Genomic DNA, 15,854 nt, shown 5'->3' on the forward strand with positions numbered 1-15,854 from the left:
GGCTTTTGTTTATGCAGTTATATTGACGTTCAGGTGCGACGTTTGGCCGTTGCCATCAAACCTAGCCCTAGCGCAAGCAGTGCGAAGGATGGTGGCTCTGGCACAGTCGTCGTACCATTAACGCGGAATGCACCTAATGTGTAATTAGAGAGTGATTGGTCATTTTGCGAAAAATAGCCCATCACGCCTGTATTGTTAAAGTTCCACAATTGCTCTCCATTCGCATCAGCGGCCTTTAGCCAATAGTACTGACCGGATATTAAGCTGGTTAATCCACTGAATAATGCAGAAGTGACGGTACCACTGCCAAATGGATTGGTAACATTGACTGTTGTACTTTCAAGTAAAACGTCTGGAGCTGATCCAATATTTGAACTTGAATATAGAGAAATGGTGGCGGTGTAAGGTACAAATGATGGGAAGACTGAAAGTGCGAGATCAGCGGAGGTAATTGCACCAGACGCTACAGGTGAAAACTGCATAGCATTTGAATAAGTGTATCCCCATGCTGATGTGGTGTCGAAACCATCAGATGCATCTAGGTTGCTGTATAAAACGGCAGCATTGACGGGATTGTTTAATGCAAAAAGAAGCACTGCGCTGGCAAAAATTATTGGTAACTTCATTTTTTCTCCTCAGTTGGTAATGGTTGTAATTTTTATGTGTTAAATTGATAATAACATTAAAGATTGATGGTTAGACGACTCTGGTGTCAACAAAGAAAATAGAGTTGTCAGCGGTATGCAATACGTATGGAGTATTTATTTAAACGCAATAAAAGGAGCGAGCGATGGCAGGTTGGTTTGAACTAACAAAAAGTGATGCAAACGGTCAATTCAGTTTTGCATTGAAGGCGGGCAATGGTGAGCAGATTCTTAAAAGTGAGCAATACACCACCAAGGCCGCGGCACAAAACGGCATTGAGTCTGTGCAGAAAAACAGTCCGCTGGATGAGCGTTATCAGAAACTGACGGCCAAAGATGGCCGCCCTTATTTCAATTTGCTGGCAGGCAATAGCCAGGTCATTGGCACCAGCCAGATGTATTCTGCGGAAGCTGGGCGTGACAATGGCATTGCTTCGGTGAAAACCAATGGTGCGAGCGAAACGATTAAAGATTTGACTTAGTCAGCTCAGCGTAGGGATTAAAGCCTCGCCTTGTGCGGGGCTTTTTTCATAATAAGATCCCACACGCACGCGGGTAATAAGCGCATCAGGCGTGCTACCACGCCCATTTGCCATGGAATAATGGTAAAGCGCCGCTTGGCTGCAATCGCCCGCTGTGCTTTGCGTGCAAATACATCGGCAGCCATTAAAAACGGCATGGGATAGGTGTTGATATCGGTCATTGGCGTGCGGATATAACCAGGTGCAATGGTGGTGACGGCGATGTCGTATAACTGCATTTCTACGCGCAGGCTTTCCAGGTAAGTGATGGCGGCAGCCTTGCTGGCACTGTATGCGCCCGAGCCTGGCAGGCCGCGAATACCGGCAACACTGGCAATGCCAACCAGTTGCGCAGGCTCCCTTTGGCCAGCAGCGGTTTTCATGGCCTCAATCAAAGGCTGGAAGGTATGTACCAGGCCCATGACATTCGTCTCAAACACCGCTTGGAACGCCGGGATATCTTCGGCAAACTCGGTTAAGGTGCCACGGCTGACCCCGGCGTTGCCGATGACGATATGCGGTGTGCCAAACCGTTGTAAAAAGTCCTGCGCCATGGACTGCATTTGCGCGGCGACACGCACATCTACGCAATAAATCGCGCAGGTAGTTTGATATTGCTGCTTTAAACTGTCTGCCAGGGTTTGTAAGGCGGTTTCATTTCTACCACATAAGGCGAGCTGTAGTTGCTCACCATATTGTTCAGCATAGGCGGTTGCCATCGCAGCGCCAAGGCCACTGGAGGCGCCGGTAATTAAAACACGCATGGCAGACACACTATTTTTCGACATAAAAAACATCGCAGTAAACAAATTTTAATCGGGTAGAATGCCATAAAACAATGCTTGGGGAAACGTAATGAATTTGGAAAAAGTGATTTTTGGCTTTTTTATTATTCTGGCTATGACACTCAATTTCGGTTTTTTTGTCGGCGAAATTGATAATCCGCAACACCATTTGCATTACGAATTATATGTGGCGATTGTGGTCAACCTGATTGCCACCGTCCTCAAGTTTGGTGACCGTACTCAGATAGGCGCGATTCATCTGGCCACCAGCCTGGTTGCTGACATACAACTGATTGCCGCAGCGATTATCTGGGTGGTTGCCGGGAGCAAAGGCGCAGAGCCGGAGGTGATTGTGGGCATTGTTTCCTTGTCTGGCGGTGCTTTTCTGGCCAATATCACTTCAGTGATTCTGCTGATCTACGAAACCGTGACCCTGCGCCGCTAGCGTGCATTAACGGAGACAGCGGTGAGTCTCAATCAAATCATCTTCCTGATTTTGCGGCGTATGCGTGCGCCACTGCTGATGGTCATCATTAGCTATGCCATCGCGCTGATTGGTTTCGTGCTGATCCCTGGCGTAGATGATCATGGTCAGCCTTATCGCTACGGTTTTTTTGATGCGTTTTATATTCTGAGCTATACCGCGACCACTATTGGTTTTGGTGAAATTCCCTACCCGTTCACCACGCATCAGCGTTTGTGGATGACTTTTTCGATCTACCTGACGGTCATTTCCTGGTTTTACGCCATCGGCGCGATCATTGCGCTGTTTCAGGAATCCGCCTTAAAGCTGGCGTTTAAAAACGCCATGTTTCAGCGTGATGTGAGAAACCTGATGGAACCGTTTTACCTGATTTGCGGCTATGGTGAAACAGGTGGTGAACTGGTGCGGGCGCTGGATAAAAATGAACTACGCGTCGTGGTGCTGGAGATTTCGCCGGAGCGTATCAATGAACTTGAAATGACCGATTACCAGTTCTATATCCCGCATTTGTGTGCAGACGCTAAATTGTCAGAAGTGTTGTTGTATGCCGGCATTAAAAACCCGATGTGCCGTGGTGTGGCCGCCCTGACCGATGATGACCATGCCAACCTGGCGATTTCGGTAGCCGTGAAACTGATCAAGCCGGATTTGCCGGTACTGGCGCGTGTGCAAAACGATGTGATTGCCGCCAATATGGCGTCATTTGGTACTGACCGCATTATTAACCCTTACAATATTTTTGGCGAACATCTGGCTATGCGCCTAAACGCGCTGGGCACCTATTTGTTGCACGAATGGTTGACCAGGGCACCGGGGGATGCGATTGCCACGCCAGCACCCGTGCCGCAAGGGCATTGGATCGCCTGTGGCTTCGGGCGTTTTGGCAAGTCGGTAGTCAGCAGCCTGCAAAATGGCCAGATGCATGTCACCGTGATTGAGGCTGACCCGCAAGGTACGCAATGTGAGGACTGTATTATCGGCAGCGGCGTTGAATCGCACATTCTGCAGCAGGCCGGGGTAGAGCATGCGGTGGGGATTGTTGCCGGGACCGACAATGATATTAATAATTTGTCGATTGTGATGACAGCGCTCGAACTGAATCCAAAGCTGTTCGTCATCATCCGCAAAAACAAACGGCATAATGATCCGCTGTTCCAGCACTTTAATGCCGATATTACCATGCAGCCCAGCGATGTGATTGCTCACACCTGTTTGTCTTATATGGTGTCACCGATGCTGGCGGAGTTTCTGGTAACCGCCAGGCATCAGGGCAACGCCTGGGCCAATGCCGTGATTGCGCAACTGGTTTCAAAATTAGGCGAGCAAGTGCCTGATACCTGGGATATCACCATTACAGGTGACATGGCTGTGGCTGTATGCGCCTTGATGGAGCAAGGCATACACCCTGCGCTCAAGCATTTGATGATGCGCCCGGCCGGACAGCAGCGACATGAGATGCCGGTGGTGCCATTGATGCTGGTGCGTGGTGAGCAAAAGATGTTGTTGCCGGAGTTGTCCACACCGTTGCAAATTGGCGACACTATTTTATGTTGTGGCCTGGATCAGGCCAAATCGATACAGCGTTTTGTGATGCATGATATTAAGACCTTGCATTATCTGGTGACGGGGACGGAAATGCCGGAAACCTGGATTGGGCGTTGGTTGAAGGCGGGTCGTTAACGTATTGGTTTGGATGGACTGATAAGGTGATTGTGAGATTTCCTTTCTTTTCCGACGTAACAGTATTTCGTGAGCATTTGTTGCGCCTTTTTGGCGAGTTACTTTTCTTTGCTTGCCCAAAGCGAAGACTATTCTATGATTGATCTATTTCGCCTTTCCGGCGACCTTCTTTCTTATGCTTGTCCATAAGAAAGAAGGCAAAGAACAAGACACCCCAACTTCCGCTTTTATCCTGTGCTACTCGGCTTGCCGGGCGTCCATCGAAACTCGCCCTGACAAGCCACATAAGACGTGGCTTGTTGCGGAGCTCGGACAGCCGATGGCCGAAGACTCCCGCCAACCCTGCGTTGCTCGGCGCGGCAGATGGGGACCCCGAACACCTAGTGAGTGCCACCATTAGTGCTCTTAACAAACCAGTCTGTTTTTTTGAGTCGTTCAGATTTCTGCGTTGCTAGTTTGGCGAGATAAATCCCATCCCATCACGCTGAGTAGCGGAGGCGAAGTGGGAGAAGTCGGCCATCGGCTGTTCGAGTTCCGCAGTGGCTTGCGTTTTGTGCAAGCCGCCAGGGCGAGTTTCGATGGACGCCCACTTTGTTGAGCAACGCAAGGGAGCCGCAAGGCCGTGATGGCTGGGTGCCCTCCTCTTTGGTTACTTTCTGAGGGGCAAGCATCAGAAAGTGACTCGCCGAGAGGCGAAAGAAAAAGCTAGTACTCAATAAAAAATGCTAGCAATGTGTGTGGTTGTTTAATGAACTGATCTGTGTTCATCGACGGTCAATGAAATAGCTTTTTTAGTCTTTCGCAGTATCAAAACAAAAACGCCTGATGTGGGGCATCAGGCGTTTTTTAATTCAAGCGGAGATTTATTTTTTACCTGCAGCTCTGTCTTTGCGCACGTTCTGAATAATAAAGTCAGCGGTTTGTAGGGCTGCTTCATTGCCACCGGCCATGGAGCTACCGGTGATGAATTTACCGTCGATAATCAGGGCAGGAACCCCAGTTGCGCCTGAAGCGCGGAAAGTTTGCATGGCTTTATTCATTTGCATGTTAATCGCGAATGACTTGAATGCCTTTTCAACTTTGATTTTATCGAGACCACCTTGCTTGGTAACCCAATCGATCAAAGACGCTTCGTCAGCCTGTGGACTCAGGGCTTTGCTTTTGTGGATGGCATCAAATAACTGGCTATGCAGTTTTTCAAGTACGCCGAGTTCTTGCATGGCAAAGTACGTTTTAGCCAATGGTGCCCAGTTGGCATTGGGCAGCGCTGGTATGCGTTTGAAATAAACATCGGCTGGCAGTTTTTTCACCCAGGCTTGCAGTGGCTGTTCCATGTGGTAACAGTGCGGGCAGCCGTACCAGAACAATTCCATGACTTCGATTTTGGCCGGTTGGTCGGTTGTGATTTGCTGCGCAACCTGATCAAACTGTTCACCCATTTGCGGGTCTGCCAGTGCTGAGGTCGCGGTAAAGCCAGCCCAAAGCATCAAACTCAACAACATATTTTTCATAAAGTCAGTTTCCTAAAGTTTTGTGGAACATCATGCATTAACGTGGCAGCTGTGCGTACGATGACAGCGGCATTAATGGGTTGAAGATTCGATATTGACCTTGATCAGATTGGCCTGGAAGCCATTGGTTTCCAGATCGTGGCTAATTTTGTTGATTTTGGCCAAGTCATTGAGCGGGCCAATACGCACGCGGTGCATGGTGCCTTTATTGGGGATTTCTGCCGTTTGCACAAATGCTTCAAACCCGACCAGTGCCAGGCGGGTTTTGAGGTTGTTGGCATCATCTTCTTTGGCAAAGGCGCCGACTTGCACAAAATAGCTTTCTTGCTTGATGGTCGGGTTCTTTTTCACCTGCTGTTCACTGATCTTGCTCTCGGTGTCGGGCAAAATGGTGTAGAAATCAAACTTGTTAGGGTCCTCAATAGAAGCGCTACCGGGTTTGACTTCTTCTTCGGTGACGGTGCTCTTGATCGGGATTTCTTGCTGGCCCTCGTCTTTTTTGAACGCGCTGGAAAATGGGCTGTGATCACCTTTGATGTAGATAATCAGTGCCACGGTCAGCGCGACACCTAAAAACAGGCCGACCAGCAGGCCGTTAAAGAAAGTGCTGCCGCTGCTTTTGCTTTTTGCTTTGGCTTGTGAGGGTTTGTAGTCGCGACTCATTGTAAGATTAACCAATCAATTCAGCAGTCATTAAAGGGATGCTTACATTTTTTCCGGCGCGCCAACGCCCAATAATGCCAAGCCATTACGCAACACCGTGCGGGTGGCGGTGATCAGCGCCAAACGTGCCAGTTTGACTTGTTCGTCATCCACCAAAAATTTGGTGTCATTGTAATAACTATGCAAGGCACTGGCTAGCTCCTTGAGGTAGTTGGCCACCATATGTGGTGCCAATGCCTGGCAGGCACTGCTCACCACTTCAGGGTATTGGCCCAACGCTTGCATCAGCGCTGTTTCTGTAGCGCTTTGCAGCGGTGACAGTTCAGCCGCCGTTAATTTGGCCACGTCGCCGTTCCACTGGGTGAGCACGCTGCAGATGCGGGCATGTGCATACTGAATGTAATAGACTGGGTTGTCGTTGGTTTGCGCGCGCGCCAGGTCGATATCGAATACCAGTTGCGAGTCCGGGCTACGGGCTGCCAGGAAATAACGCGTGGCGTCGCAGCCGACTTCTTCAATCAGGTCACGCAAGGTGACGTAGCTACCGGCGCGCTTTGACAATTTGACCTCTTCGCCACCGCGCATGACGGTCACCATCTGGTGCAGTACGTATTCCGGCCAGCCTTGCGGGATACCGACATCCAACGCCTGCAAGCCTGCGCGCACACGGGTGATGGTGCTGTGGTGATCTGCGCCCTGCTCGTTGATCACGCGTTTGAAGCCACGGTTCCATTTTTCGCGGTGATAAGCAACATCCGGCACAAAATAGGTAAAACCACCTTCTTTTTTGCGCATGACGCGGTCTTTATCATCGCCAAATTCGGTGGTGCGCAGCCACAAGGCGTCATCCAGCTCGTAGGTGTGGCCGCTGGCGATCAGTGATTGCACAGTGTTTTCTACTTTGCCTTCGCTATATAAGGCGCTTTCGAGTGAAAACACATCAAACTTGATCTGGAAGGCTTGCAAGTCCAAATCTTGCTCATGACGCAAATAAGCCACGGCAAACTTGCGGATGGACTCGGTATCTGCCACATCACCGCTGGCGGTTACTTGCATATCGTCAGCGGTAATGGTGGCTTTGGCCAGGTAGGCTTGCGCAATATCGACGATGTAGTCGCCGCGGTAGCCGTCTTCCGGGAAGCCGGCATCGTCAGGGTTGATGCCTTGCACACGTGCCAATACTGACTTGGTCAGGTTGTCGATCTGGGCACCGGCATCGTTATAGTAGAACTCACGGGTCACTTCCCAGCCATTGGCATCCAGCAGGCGGCACAAACAGTCGCCCACCGCTGCACCACGGCCGTGGCCGACGTGCAAAGGCCCTGTCGGGTTGGCCGAGACAAATTCCACTTGCACTTTTGCCGCCTGGCCAGCCTGGTTGCGACCAAACGCAGCGCCTGCTTGCAGTACTTCGTGCACAATTGCCTGTTTGCTGTCAGCCGATACAAAGAAGTTGATAAAGCCTGCACCGGCGATATCTACTTTGCTAATGACATTATTGGCGGGCAAGGCATCAATAATCTGCTGTGCAATCGCGCGCGGATTTTGCTTTAAAGGCTTGGCCAGTTGCATGGCGATATTAGTCGCAAAATCACCATGGTCGGCAGACTTTGGCCGCTCAAGAATGATAGTGAGGCTGGAGGTATCTTCTACCAGCGGTTTCACTGCTTGCAGAATGAGTGCTGTGATCGTTTGTTTCAAGGTTAAAATGGTGCTGAATAATCAAACCGCCATTTTAACCTAATTAAGCATTTTCACCCATGTGTTCAACTGTCACCGACCTTCAGGCCGCAACCCCTGCCAGTATTGTGCGCGTGGTGCTGGACGTGCCACTGGATCGCCAGTTTGATTATTTAAACCCCGGCTTGCCGATCTGTGTAGGCAATCGTGTCGTGGTGCCTTTTGCCGGGCGGCAATTGGTGGGCATTGTCATGGCGCTGCTGAGCGAAACTGATGTGCCGGCGCACAAACTCAAAGCCGTGCTGCAAGTGTTTGATGACTTGCCATTTGACGCCGCGACCTTGAAGTTGCTGCGGTTCTGCGCCGATTATTACCATTATCCTTTTGGGCAGACGGTGCTGGCCAGCTTACCACTGCGTTTGCGTCAGATTAAACCGGCAGTGACGCGGAAAATGTGGCTGTACCAGTTGGCGAAAACCACTCCAGAAGACTTTATTGGTAAACGGCAACAAGTGCTGGCCAGACTGGTGGCGTCCCTGCGCCAGCATGGTGAATGCAGTGAAGCGATGTTGAGTGAGGTGTCTGCCACCTGGCGTAAAGCCATACAGCCATTGCTGGATGATGGCTATGTCTCCAGGCGTGAAGTGATTGCCACGCGCCCTTCCCTGCCTGCATCAGATCTGGAACCGACGCTGAATGATGAGCAGGCGCAGGCAGTCAAGGCGATTTTGGGCGATGTAGATCGTTTTCAACCCTGGTTGTTATTCGGCGTCACCGGCTCGGGTAAAACCGAGGTGTATATCCGTTTGCTGCAAACCGTGCTCGCGGAGCCACGGGCGCAAGCACTAATCATGGTGCCTGAAATTAACCTCACGCCACAACTGGAGAGCCGTTTTCGTAGTCGCTTAAGTCAATTCTCACTGGTGACTCTACATAGCCATTTGAGCGAGAGTGAGCGCTTGCAAAACTGGCAGGCGGCACAATCCGGTGCTGCGCGTATTGTCATCGGCACGCGTTTGAGTGTATTCACGCCCATGCCGCATCTGAAGTTGATGATTCTGGATGAAGAGCACGATACCTCTTACAAGCAGCAGGATGGCATGCGCTACCATGCGCGGGATGTCGCACTGGTGCGTGCCAAGCAATGCCGGATCCCGGTGGTGTTAGGTAGCGCGACACCTTCGCTGGAAAGCTGGTACAACGCGATGGGTGACCAGGGGCAAGGGGTGCCCAATGCCAGAAAAGCCAGCTATCGCTTGCTGACGCTGACCAAACGGGCGGCGGCCCAGGCAAAATTGCCACGTATTTTTTGTATTGATACCACGCACAGCCCGCCAGAAGCCGGGCTGACGCCGCAATTAAAACAGGCCATTGAGCTGCGATTGCAGCGCGGAGAGCAAAGTCTGCTGTTTATTAATCGCCGCGGTTATGCACCGGTATTGCATTGTTCCGCCTGCCAATGGCTGGCGGATTGCCGTCGCTGCTCTGCAAAGGCGGTATTGCATTTGCGCCAGCGCGTCTTGCGTTGCCATCACTGCGGTGATGAGCAGCCGATTCCGGTGCAATGCCCAAGTTGCGGTAATCCTGATTTGCGGCCGGTTGGCCAGGCCACGCAGCGGGTTGAAGAAAGCATGCAACAGCTATTTCCGCAAGCGCGCGTCGCCAGGGTGGACCGCGACACCATACAGGCCAAGGATGCTTTAACGGAGCTGTTGTCCGCGGTACATGCGGGTCAAATTGATATTTTAATCGGGACGCAAATGTTGGCCAAAGGCCATGATTTTGCCAATTTGACGCTGGTGGGTGTGCTGGATATAGACAGTGCGTTATATAGCCCGGATTATCGTGCTAGCGAGCGCCTGTTTGCCCAGCTCATGCAGGTGGCGGGCCGGGCTGGGCGTGGTGACAAGCCGGGTGAGGTGCTGATACAAACTGCTTTTCCGCAGCATGCCTTGTTTGCTGCGTTGCGCGAGCAGAATTATGCTGCTTTTGCTGACGATTTATTGCAGGAGCGCATGGCCATGCAGTTTCCGCCTGCGACCTATATCGCGGTGATGAAGGCAGAAGCGGCCGATTACAGTCTGGTCAATCAGTTTTTGACTGACTTTAGCCAGGCGGCCAGGGACTATGTCACTGAGCAAGCGGCAACCCTGCCTGACCAGCCTTTGGTCTATGACCCGGTGCGTCCCGGCATTGCCAGACTTAACCGCATGGAGCGCGGGTATGTGATGTTGCAGTCTGCACATCGCGGCGCCTTGCAGCAGCTATTGCAAGTGGCGGTGGACTGGGTCAGAACACATCCGCTGCAAGCCAAAATCCGCTGGGTGCTGGATGTGGATGCTTTGGAGTATTAGCAAAAGTTACAAATATGCTACTAAATAGACTTTTATTTGTAAAAGAACGTTAGCATTTGACTGTTTTTTAAAGTAAATTTTGGTGTTGTTATACTATTGAAAAGATTATAGATTTTATAAAGCTTGTGGGGAGTCATCTTGAAAAAACAATTAAAGCGTATAGGCCTGTTGCAGTTACTGGCATTGGGTTATACATCGCAAGTACTGGCTGGGGGCGTATCTTTGCCGGACATTCAGCAAAACTTACCTAGACCGGCATTGCCCGACCCAAGACCGATTCTGCAGGTACCTGCAGAAACACCGGCACCAGAAAAAAAACAAAAAAAATCCAGCCTCAAGATTGTTGTAAAAGAGTTTAAATTTTCCGGTAACAAACAGTTTTCAGATGAGGTGCTGGCGGCGCAACTTGCGCACCTGACCGGCCATGAAATTGGCATGCGTGAACTGAATGAAGCGGTGGGTACAGTTCGTAACTACTACCGCCAGCGCGGCTACATGCTGACGCAGGTCTATTTACCGACACAGGATTTGCAGAAAACCACAGAAGCTGAAGCCGTGGTAGAGCTTTCAATCCTGGAAGGGACCCTGGGCGAAGTGAAAGCAGAAGCTGGGCAAGGCCTGGACCAAGATTACTTCCAGTCGCTATCAGAATACGGCCTGAATAAGGGTGATGTGCTCAATGAGCGCAACCTTGTGCGTAACATTATGGTAATGAACGGTTTGCCGGGCATTCAGGTGACTTCACAGTTAAACCCTGGCGAGGCTGTAGGTAGTTCGGATGTGGCCGTGGCGGTGGAACCACGCACTCCCCGTGTCACTGGTTTTGTCAGTGCGAATACCTATGGCAACCGCTACACAAACCATGAAACCTTAGGCTTTGGTGTTGCCGTGAATAACCTCCGTGGCCGTGGTGACCAACTGGCCGTGGTGGGTAAAACTTCCAGAGATGAAGGACAGCGTTCTATCAGCGGTTTGTACTTCACACCGATAGGCAGCGCGGGCACGATTATGAATCTGGCCTACAGCTATGTAGATTACAAACTTGGCGGTGACTTTAAACAGTTTGATGCGTCTGGTGATGCCCATTATTTTTACGGTTCGCTTGAGCATCCATTGCTGCGTGAAACCAAAAAAGGGGTTGCATTCAAGGTCGGCGGCAACTACAAAATTTTAGATGATGATGTCGACGCATTTTCGATTAACAACCGTCGCGATATCAGCAGCCTGGAATTAGGCCTGGTTGGTGACTGGATTAATGATATCGGCAGCGTGGCCTATCAATGGAGCTTTGTGGTCACAGGCGGTAACGTTTCATACAAAGACGGTGCGGCAAAAGCCAATGACAAAAACCAGCTGGATACGCAAGGTAGCTTTATCAAATGGAACTGGACCTCTAGTCGCACGCAGGTGTTTGAGAATGGTGTGAACTGGATCGTGCGTGCTGATTATCAGGGTGCCGGTAATAATCTGGATATTGCGGAACGATTCGGCATTGGTGCCATTAACCGCTGGCGTCAATTCTCTGAAATCCCAAGCCAGGCGGATCAAGGCTGGATGGTTGGTACGGATGTACGTAGAACCTTTGTATCTAGCGCTGCTGATGTCACACCTTATATTCAGTCTGTGACGCCATTTGCATTCTATGATGCAGGTCGCGGCAAGCTCAACCATGACCCGATTGGAAGCAGTAATTACGTTAGATCGAATATGGTGGGTATCGGTACTGACATTCAGTTTCCGGGACAATGGATCTTAACGACTACCTATACCCAGCAAAAACGTGACCTCGACGGTGCGGCCAGCAATACAGAGTATCAACTCTGGGGTCAGTTAAGAAAAAATTTCTAGTTTTAAATCTGTAGTAAACAATGACCCGGGCAAAAAGCCTGGGCATAAAAAATAAGTAGCCTGCGTGAGTGCGGACTCATCCAATTGGAGTTGGATGAGTCCTAGCTCGCATTAGTCATAGTGGGCTACATACAAAAATAATTTCCTGAACCAAAATTACACCCATATCAGGAAAAGAGAGAAGTGATAGTAACCCGCTGGCCCTTATCAGGATCAGTGGCGTTTCTTACTAAAGGAGAAGTGTCATGAAAGCAGCATCCTTAAACCATGTTTATCGTTTGGTCTGGAGCAAACTCCAGAAAGCTTGGGTCGCAGTGGCCGAAACAGCACGTGCACATGGTAAATCCAGCGTGAGCGGCCAAACAGGAACTGCGCCTGCGGCAAATGCTGCACTTAACGTTTTATTCACCCAGTCTGGAAAATGGCGTTATGTGGTTGCAAGCGCTTTTGCGGCCATGGTCATGCCACTCTCTTCTTATGCCGCCGATACCAATGTGATCGCTGGCGTGCCTGTAGGGGATTTAACCGTAAAAGAGGTGACTCCAACTCAAACGCAGTATATCCATACTGCGAATGTCAACATTGTAGACTTCTACAAATTTGGCGTGATGAAGGGGCATCAGCTGGATGTGATTATGCCGGATGCTGGCCGTGCGCTGTATCGTGTGATTGGTAATAGCCGTTCTGAAATTATGGGTACGTTGAACTCTAACGGCAGCCTGTTCCTGATTAACCAGAACGGCGTCTTGTTTGGCCAGGGTTCAGAAGTGAACGTCGGTAATATCGTGGCTTCGACCTTGAGTATCTCCAATGATGACTTCCTAAAAGGTAATTACAATTTTACGGTTGGTAGCATCAGGGGTGATATCGAAAACCATGGTGTGATTAAAGCAAAAAATGAAGGCTACATTGTCCTGCTTGGCAAAACGGTTGATAACAGCGGTACATTAGTCGCCAGCAACGGCAGCGTCGTGCTTGGTTCTGCACAAGCCGCGACATTGGACTTTTTCGGTAATGGCCTGGTAAAAGTCAAATTGTCAGGTGACGCCCTGGAAGCCACTATTAAAAATAGCGGTAACATTTATGCTGATGGTGGCTTTGTACAAATGGCGACCAATGCGCGTTCTGCCGCGATCAATATTTCCGGCATTGTGGAAGCCAACCAGTTGGTTGAGCGTGAAGGTGTGATCCGTCTTGAAGGTGGTGATAACGCCAAAGTCGAGGTGTCCGGTCAATTGCTCGCTAAAGGTCAAGGTACGACAGGCGGCACGATTGAAGTGACGGGTGAACAAGTTGCACTGATGAATGGTGCTTTGCTAGATGCCTCTGGTGATACAGGTGGCGGCACGGTGTTGGTTGGTGGTGATTATCAAGGTAAAAACGACGCCGTTTATAACTCAAGAACCACTTATGTGGCCAGTGGCGCAACTATCAAGGCTGACGCACTGCAGCAAGGTAACGGTGGTAAAGTAGTTGTTTGGGCCAATGATTTGACCCGTTATTACGGCAGCATTTCCGCGCAAGGCGGTGCAGCCAGCGGTAACGGTGGTTTTGTAGAAGTGTCAGGCAAGCAGAACCTGGCCTTTCTTGGTACGGTAAATGTCGCTGCGGCTAATGGCATCGGCGGTACAGTCTTGCTGGATCCTGAAACAATCAATTTGATCAGTGGCGGCTCTACCCCAGCAGATAATGCTTCAGGCACACCAGACGTGGCATTTGCCGATAATGCCGGCGGCACAACTAATGTTAATGTCGCAGGTATCACAGGCTTTAACGAGTTGTTCCTGCAAGCAACCAAAGACATTAACGTAAATGCAGCCGTCACAATGACAAACTTGGCTGGCAATATTCGGTTGGAAGCTGGTAATGACATCAATGTAAATGCCGCATTGACTACGACAGGTACTGGCAGCATTAATCTGAAAGCAGATGCTGATACCGATGGTGTTGGTAATCTGGCGATTGGTGCCAATATTACTGGCCGAGGCGGCGTAATTCTGTCTGCGGCTACTTTAACTCACACAGCAGGTAACATTAGCGCCAGTGGTAATATCACCGGTTTTGGTCATGCGGGTAGTGTAAGTATTACTGTGGCAGGCCTGGCGGATTTAGGTTCTGCCAACATTACTGCGAACGGACGTTCTGCTTCAAGCGCCAACAATGGATTTAATGGCGGTAGCGTGGTGATTAAGGCCGGTAGCCTGAATATGACAGGTAATATTGATACCAGAGGCTCTGCTTCCGGCACACCAGGAACCGGGACATCCACACCACCTTTGGGTACAGGCGGCACAGGTGGTAAGGTCGACATTACAACTACCGGTGATGCAAAAGTTGGCAATATTACAACTGGTGCGGGTAACGCAGGTCGCAATTCAATCGTTTCTACTACTTCTGGTGAAGTGAGTGTTAAGAGCACTTCTGGCAATGTGACCGTAGGCGATGTGACGACCAAGGGTGGCTTTAACTCAATTGGTAATAAAGTGACGCTCTCAGCCGCTAACGGTAGTGTGACTGCTGGCAGTATTGATACCAGCGCTGGCACAGGCCGTAATAATACAGATGGTAAGAGTGCAGGTGCGGTGAATATTACCGCTGGTACAGGCATTACGACCCAATCTATCGTCGCGTCTGGTGCTGATGGTAATGGTACAAACAAATCTGGCGGCGCAGCGGGTGCTGTGACATTAAAAACGACAACAGGTGACGTCAACTTTGGCGCGATCACTGTGCTGCCGGGTGCTAAGACTGGTACCGGTATTGCTGGTAATGGCGCTAAGATTCTTGTGCAAGCTGGCCAAGATGTAAACATGAATGGCAATATTTTGAGCGGTAGCAATGCCACTGATGCTGTACAACTGGTTGCAGGCCGTAACTTCAAGAATAACACCAATTCAAGTATCACCACTGGGGCAACCGGACGCTGGACCATTTACAGCAATGACCCAACCGGTGACGTAAAAGGTAGCAACTTGCTGGCGACTTATGACTACAAACAATATGGCACGGCATTTGGTGGCGCATTGTTAGGGACTGGTAACGGTTTTGTACATCAAGTGACGCCAACAGTGACCGCGACCTTGTCCGGGACATCCACTAAAGTCTTTGATGGCACGAATACCGTGACTGATCTGAGTGGGTTGAATCTGACGACTGGCGGTGTGCTGGATAATGATGTTGTGACCTTCTCGCCAGCAGCGTTAACAAGCGCATCGTTCGATACCGCAGCGGTTGGTGCAGGTAAGGCCATTACGACCGGTGCGACGACGATTACCAGTGCGGTGACTAATGAGGGTAAAGTTATTTACAATGGCTATACCACAGTAAGCAATAACTCTACAGCGACGGGCAGCATTACAGCTGTACCCGTCACACCAGTCGCTGCGTTTGCATCACCACGTGATGATGCCGGTTTGGGTGGCTTGATTCCAAACAACCCGATATTGAATACGATGTTCATCGTTTCTCTGAACCCTGCTGCTGGTGATGAGGAAGATCTGGATGCGGTCGCTTGCCCAACCAATGAAGATAGCCTGGGTAGTACGCCTATCCTGAGTTCTGGCGTGAAATTGCCAGATGGTGTGAACTCAAATTGTATTTAATCACATGCGTTTAACAAAAGCCGGACAACTGTCCGGCTTTTGTTTTTGTGCTGAATAATGTTTTGTATTCGACGATACACCA

The 15,854-nt window shown here is 50.2% G+C and carries 11 protein-coding genes; 6 read left to right on the top strand and 5 right to left on the bottom strand.

From position 1 onward, the window contains the following. Nucleotides 1-29: 29 nt before the first annotated feature. Nucleotides 30-626 carry a PEP-CTERM sorting domain-containing protein gene (locus tag GQ52_RS13880; protein ID WP_081979312.1) on the bottom strand — a complete coding sequence of 199 codons (597 nt, stop codon included), beginning with the start codon at nt 624-626 and terminating at the stop codon, nt 30-32. A 164-nt stretch (nt 627-790) separates the two neighbouring features. On the opposite strand from GQ52_RS13880, the gene GQ52_RS04930 reads away from it, so the two are divergent. Next, nucleotides 791-1,126, top strand: coding sequence for a YegP family protein (locus GQ52_RS04930; RefSeq protein WP_019880753.1), 336 nt, complete (start codon nt 791-793; stop codon nt 1,124-1,126). Between the two features lie 17 nt (nt 1,127-1,143). On the opposite strand, the gene GQ52_RS04935 is transcribed toward GQ52_RS04930, so the two are convergent. Further along, nucleotides 1,144-1,962: an SDR family oxidoreductase gene (locus GQ52_RS04935; protein ID WP_047515617.1), complete on the bottom strand. Its 819-nt coding sequence runs from the start codon at nt 1,960-1,962 to the stop codon at nt 1,144-1,146. Nucleotides 1,963-2,020: 58 nt separating this feature from the next. On the opposite strand from GQ52_RS04935, the gene GQ52_RS04940 reads away from it, so the two are divergent. Next, nucleotides 2,021-2,395, top strand: a complete 375-nt coding sequence (locus GQ52_RS04940; protein WP_019880750.1) for a DUF6394 family protein — start codon at nt 2,021-2,023, stop codon at nt 2,393-2,395. A gap of 60 nt (nt 2,396-2,455) precedes the next feature. Beyond that, nucleotides 2,456-4,114, top strand: coding sequence for a TrkA family potassium uptake protein (locus GQ52_RS04945; protein ID WP_047515619.1), 1,659 nt, complete (start codon nt 2,456-2,458; stop codon nt 4,112-4,114). Between the two features lie 863 nt (nt 4,115-4,977). Here GQ52_RS04945 and GQ52_RS04955 read toward each other — a convergent pair. The 3 genes from GQ52_RS04955 to argS form a co-directional block, all read right to left on the bottom strand. Next, a complete protein-coding gene (locus GQ52_RS04955) occupies nt 4,978-5,625 on the bottom strand; it encodes a thiol:disulfide interchange protein DsbA/DsbL (protein WP_047515623.1) in 648 nt (215 codons plus the stop codon). Nucleotides 5,626-5,697: 72 nt separating this feature from the next. Further along, the gene (locus GQ52_RS04960) at nt 5,698-6,288 is read right to left on the bottom strand and encodes an SPOR domain-containing protein (protein WP_024930182.1); all 591 of its coding nucleotides are present in this window, start codon (nt 6,286-6,288) and stop codon (nt 5,698-5,700) included. 42 nt (nt 6,289-6,330) lie between these two features. Beyond that, nucleotides 6,331-7,989 carry an arginine--tRNA ligase gene (gene argS, locus GQ52_RS04965; RefSeq protein ID WP_047515625.1) on the bottom strand — a complete coding sequence of 553 codons (1,659 nt, stop codon included), beginning with the start codon at nt 7,987-7,989 and terminating at the stop codon, nt 6,331-6,333. Between the two features lie 59 nt (nt 7,990-8,048). On the opposite strand from argS, the gene GQ52_RS04970 reads away from it, so the two are divergent. The 3 genes from GQ52_RS04970 to GQ52_RS04980 all read left to right on the top strand — a co-directional run bounded on the left by GQ52_RS04970 (nt 8,049) and on the right by GQ52_RS04980 (nt 15,772). After that, complete coding sequence (locus GQ52_RS04970) at nt 8,049-10,322, top strand: primosomal protein N' (RefSeq protein WP_047515627.1); 2,274 nt, start codon at nt 8,049-8,051, stop codon at nt 10,320-10,322. Between the two features lie 138 nt (nt 10,323-10,460). Then, nucleotides 10,461-12,170 (top strand): ShlB/FhaC/HecB family hemolysin secretion/activation protein, encoded by a 1,710-nt coding sequence (locus GQ52_RS04975; protein WP_047515629.1) that lies wholly within the window; start codon nt 10,461-10,463, stop codon nt 12,168-12,170. A 245-nt stretch (nt 12,171-12,415) separates the two neighbouring features. Then, nucleotides 12,416-15,772 carry a filamentous hemagglutinin N-terminal domain-containing protein gene (locus GQ52_RS04980; protein ID WP_047515631.1) on the top strand — a complete coding sequence of 1,119 codons (3,357 nt, stop codon included), beginning with the start codon at nt 12,416-12,418 and terminating at the stop codon, nt 15,770-15,772. Nucleotides 15,773-15,854 lie beyond the last annotated feature (82 nt).

The organism is Methylophilus sp. Q8, assembly GCF_000800115.1.
Lineage (GTDB): Bacteria > Pseudomonadota > Gammaproteobacteria > Burkholderiales > Methylophilaceae > Methylophilus.

Bases quoted from the DNA above. Each gene is read 5' to 3' on its own strand.
- GQ52_RS04960 (WP_024930182.1), bottom strand. From the start codon at position 6,288: ATGAGTCGCGACTACAAACCCTCACAAGCCAAAGCAAAAAGCAAAAGC.
- GQ52_RS13880 (WP_081979312.1), bottom strand. From the start codon at position 626: ATGAAGTTACCAATAATTTTTGCCAGCGCAGTGCTTCTTTTTGCATTA.
- GQ52_RS04970 (WP_047515627.1), top strand. From the start codon at position 8,049: ATGTGTTCAACTGTCACCGACCTTCAGGCCGCAACCCCTGCCAGTATT.
- GQ52_RS04980 (WP_047515631.1), top strand. From the start codon at position 12,416: ATGAAAGCAGCATCCTTAAACCATGTTTATCGTTTGGTCTGGAGCAAA.
- GQ52_RS04955 (WP_047515623.1), bottom strand. From the start codon at position 5,625: ATGAAAAATATGTTGTTGAGTTTGATGCTTTGGGCTGGCTTTACCGCG.
- GQ52_RS04935 (WP_047515617.1), bottom strand. From the start codon at position 1,962: ATGTTTTTTATGTCGAAAAATAGTGTGTCTGCCATGCGTGTTTTAATT.
- GQ52_RS04940 (WP_019880750.1), top strand. From the start codon at position 2,021: ATGAATTTGGAAAAAGTGATTTTTGGCTTTTTTATTATTCTGGCTATG.
- GQ52_RS04945 (WP_047515619.1), top strand. From the start codon at position 2,456: ATGCGTGCGCCACTGCTGATGGTCATCATTAGCTATGCCATCGCGCTG.
- GQ52_RS04930 (WP_019880753.1), top strand. From the start codon at position 791: ATGGCAGGTTGGTTTGAACTAACAAAAAGTGATGCAAACGGTCAATTC.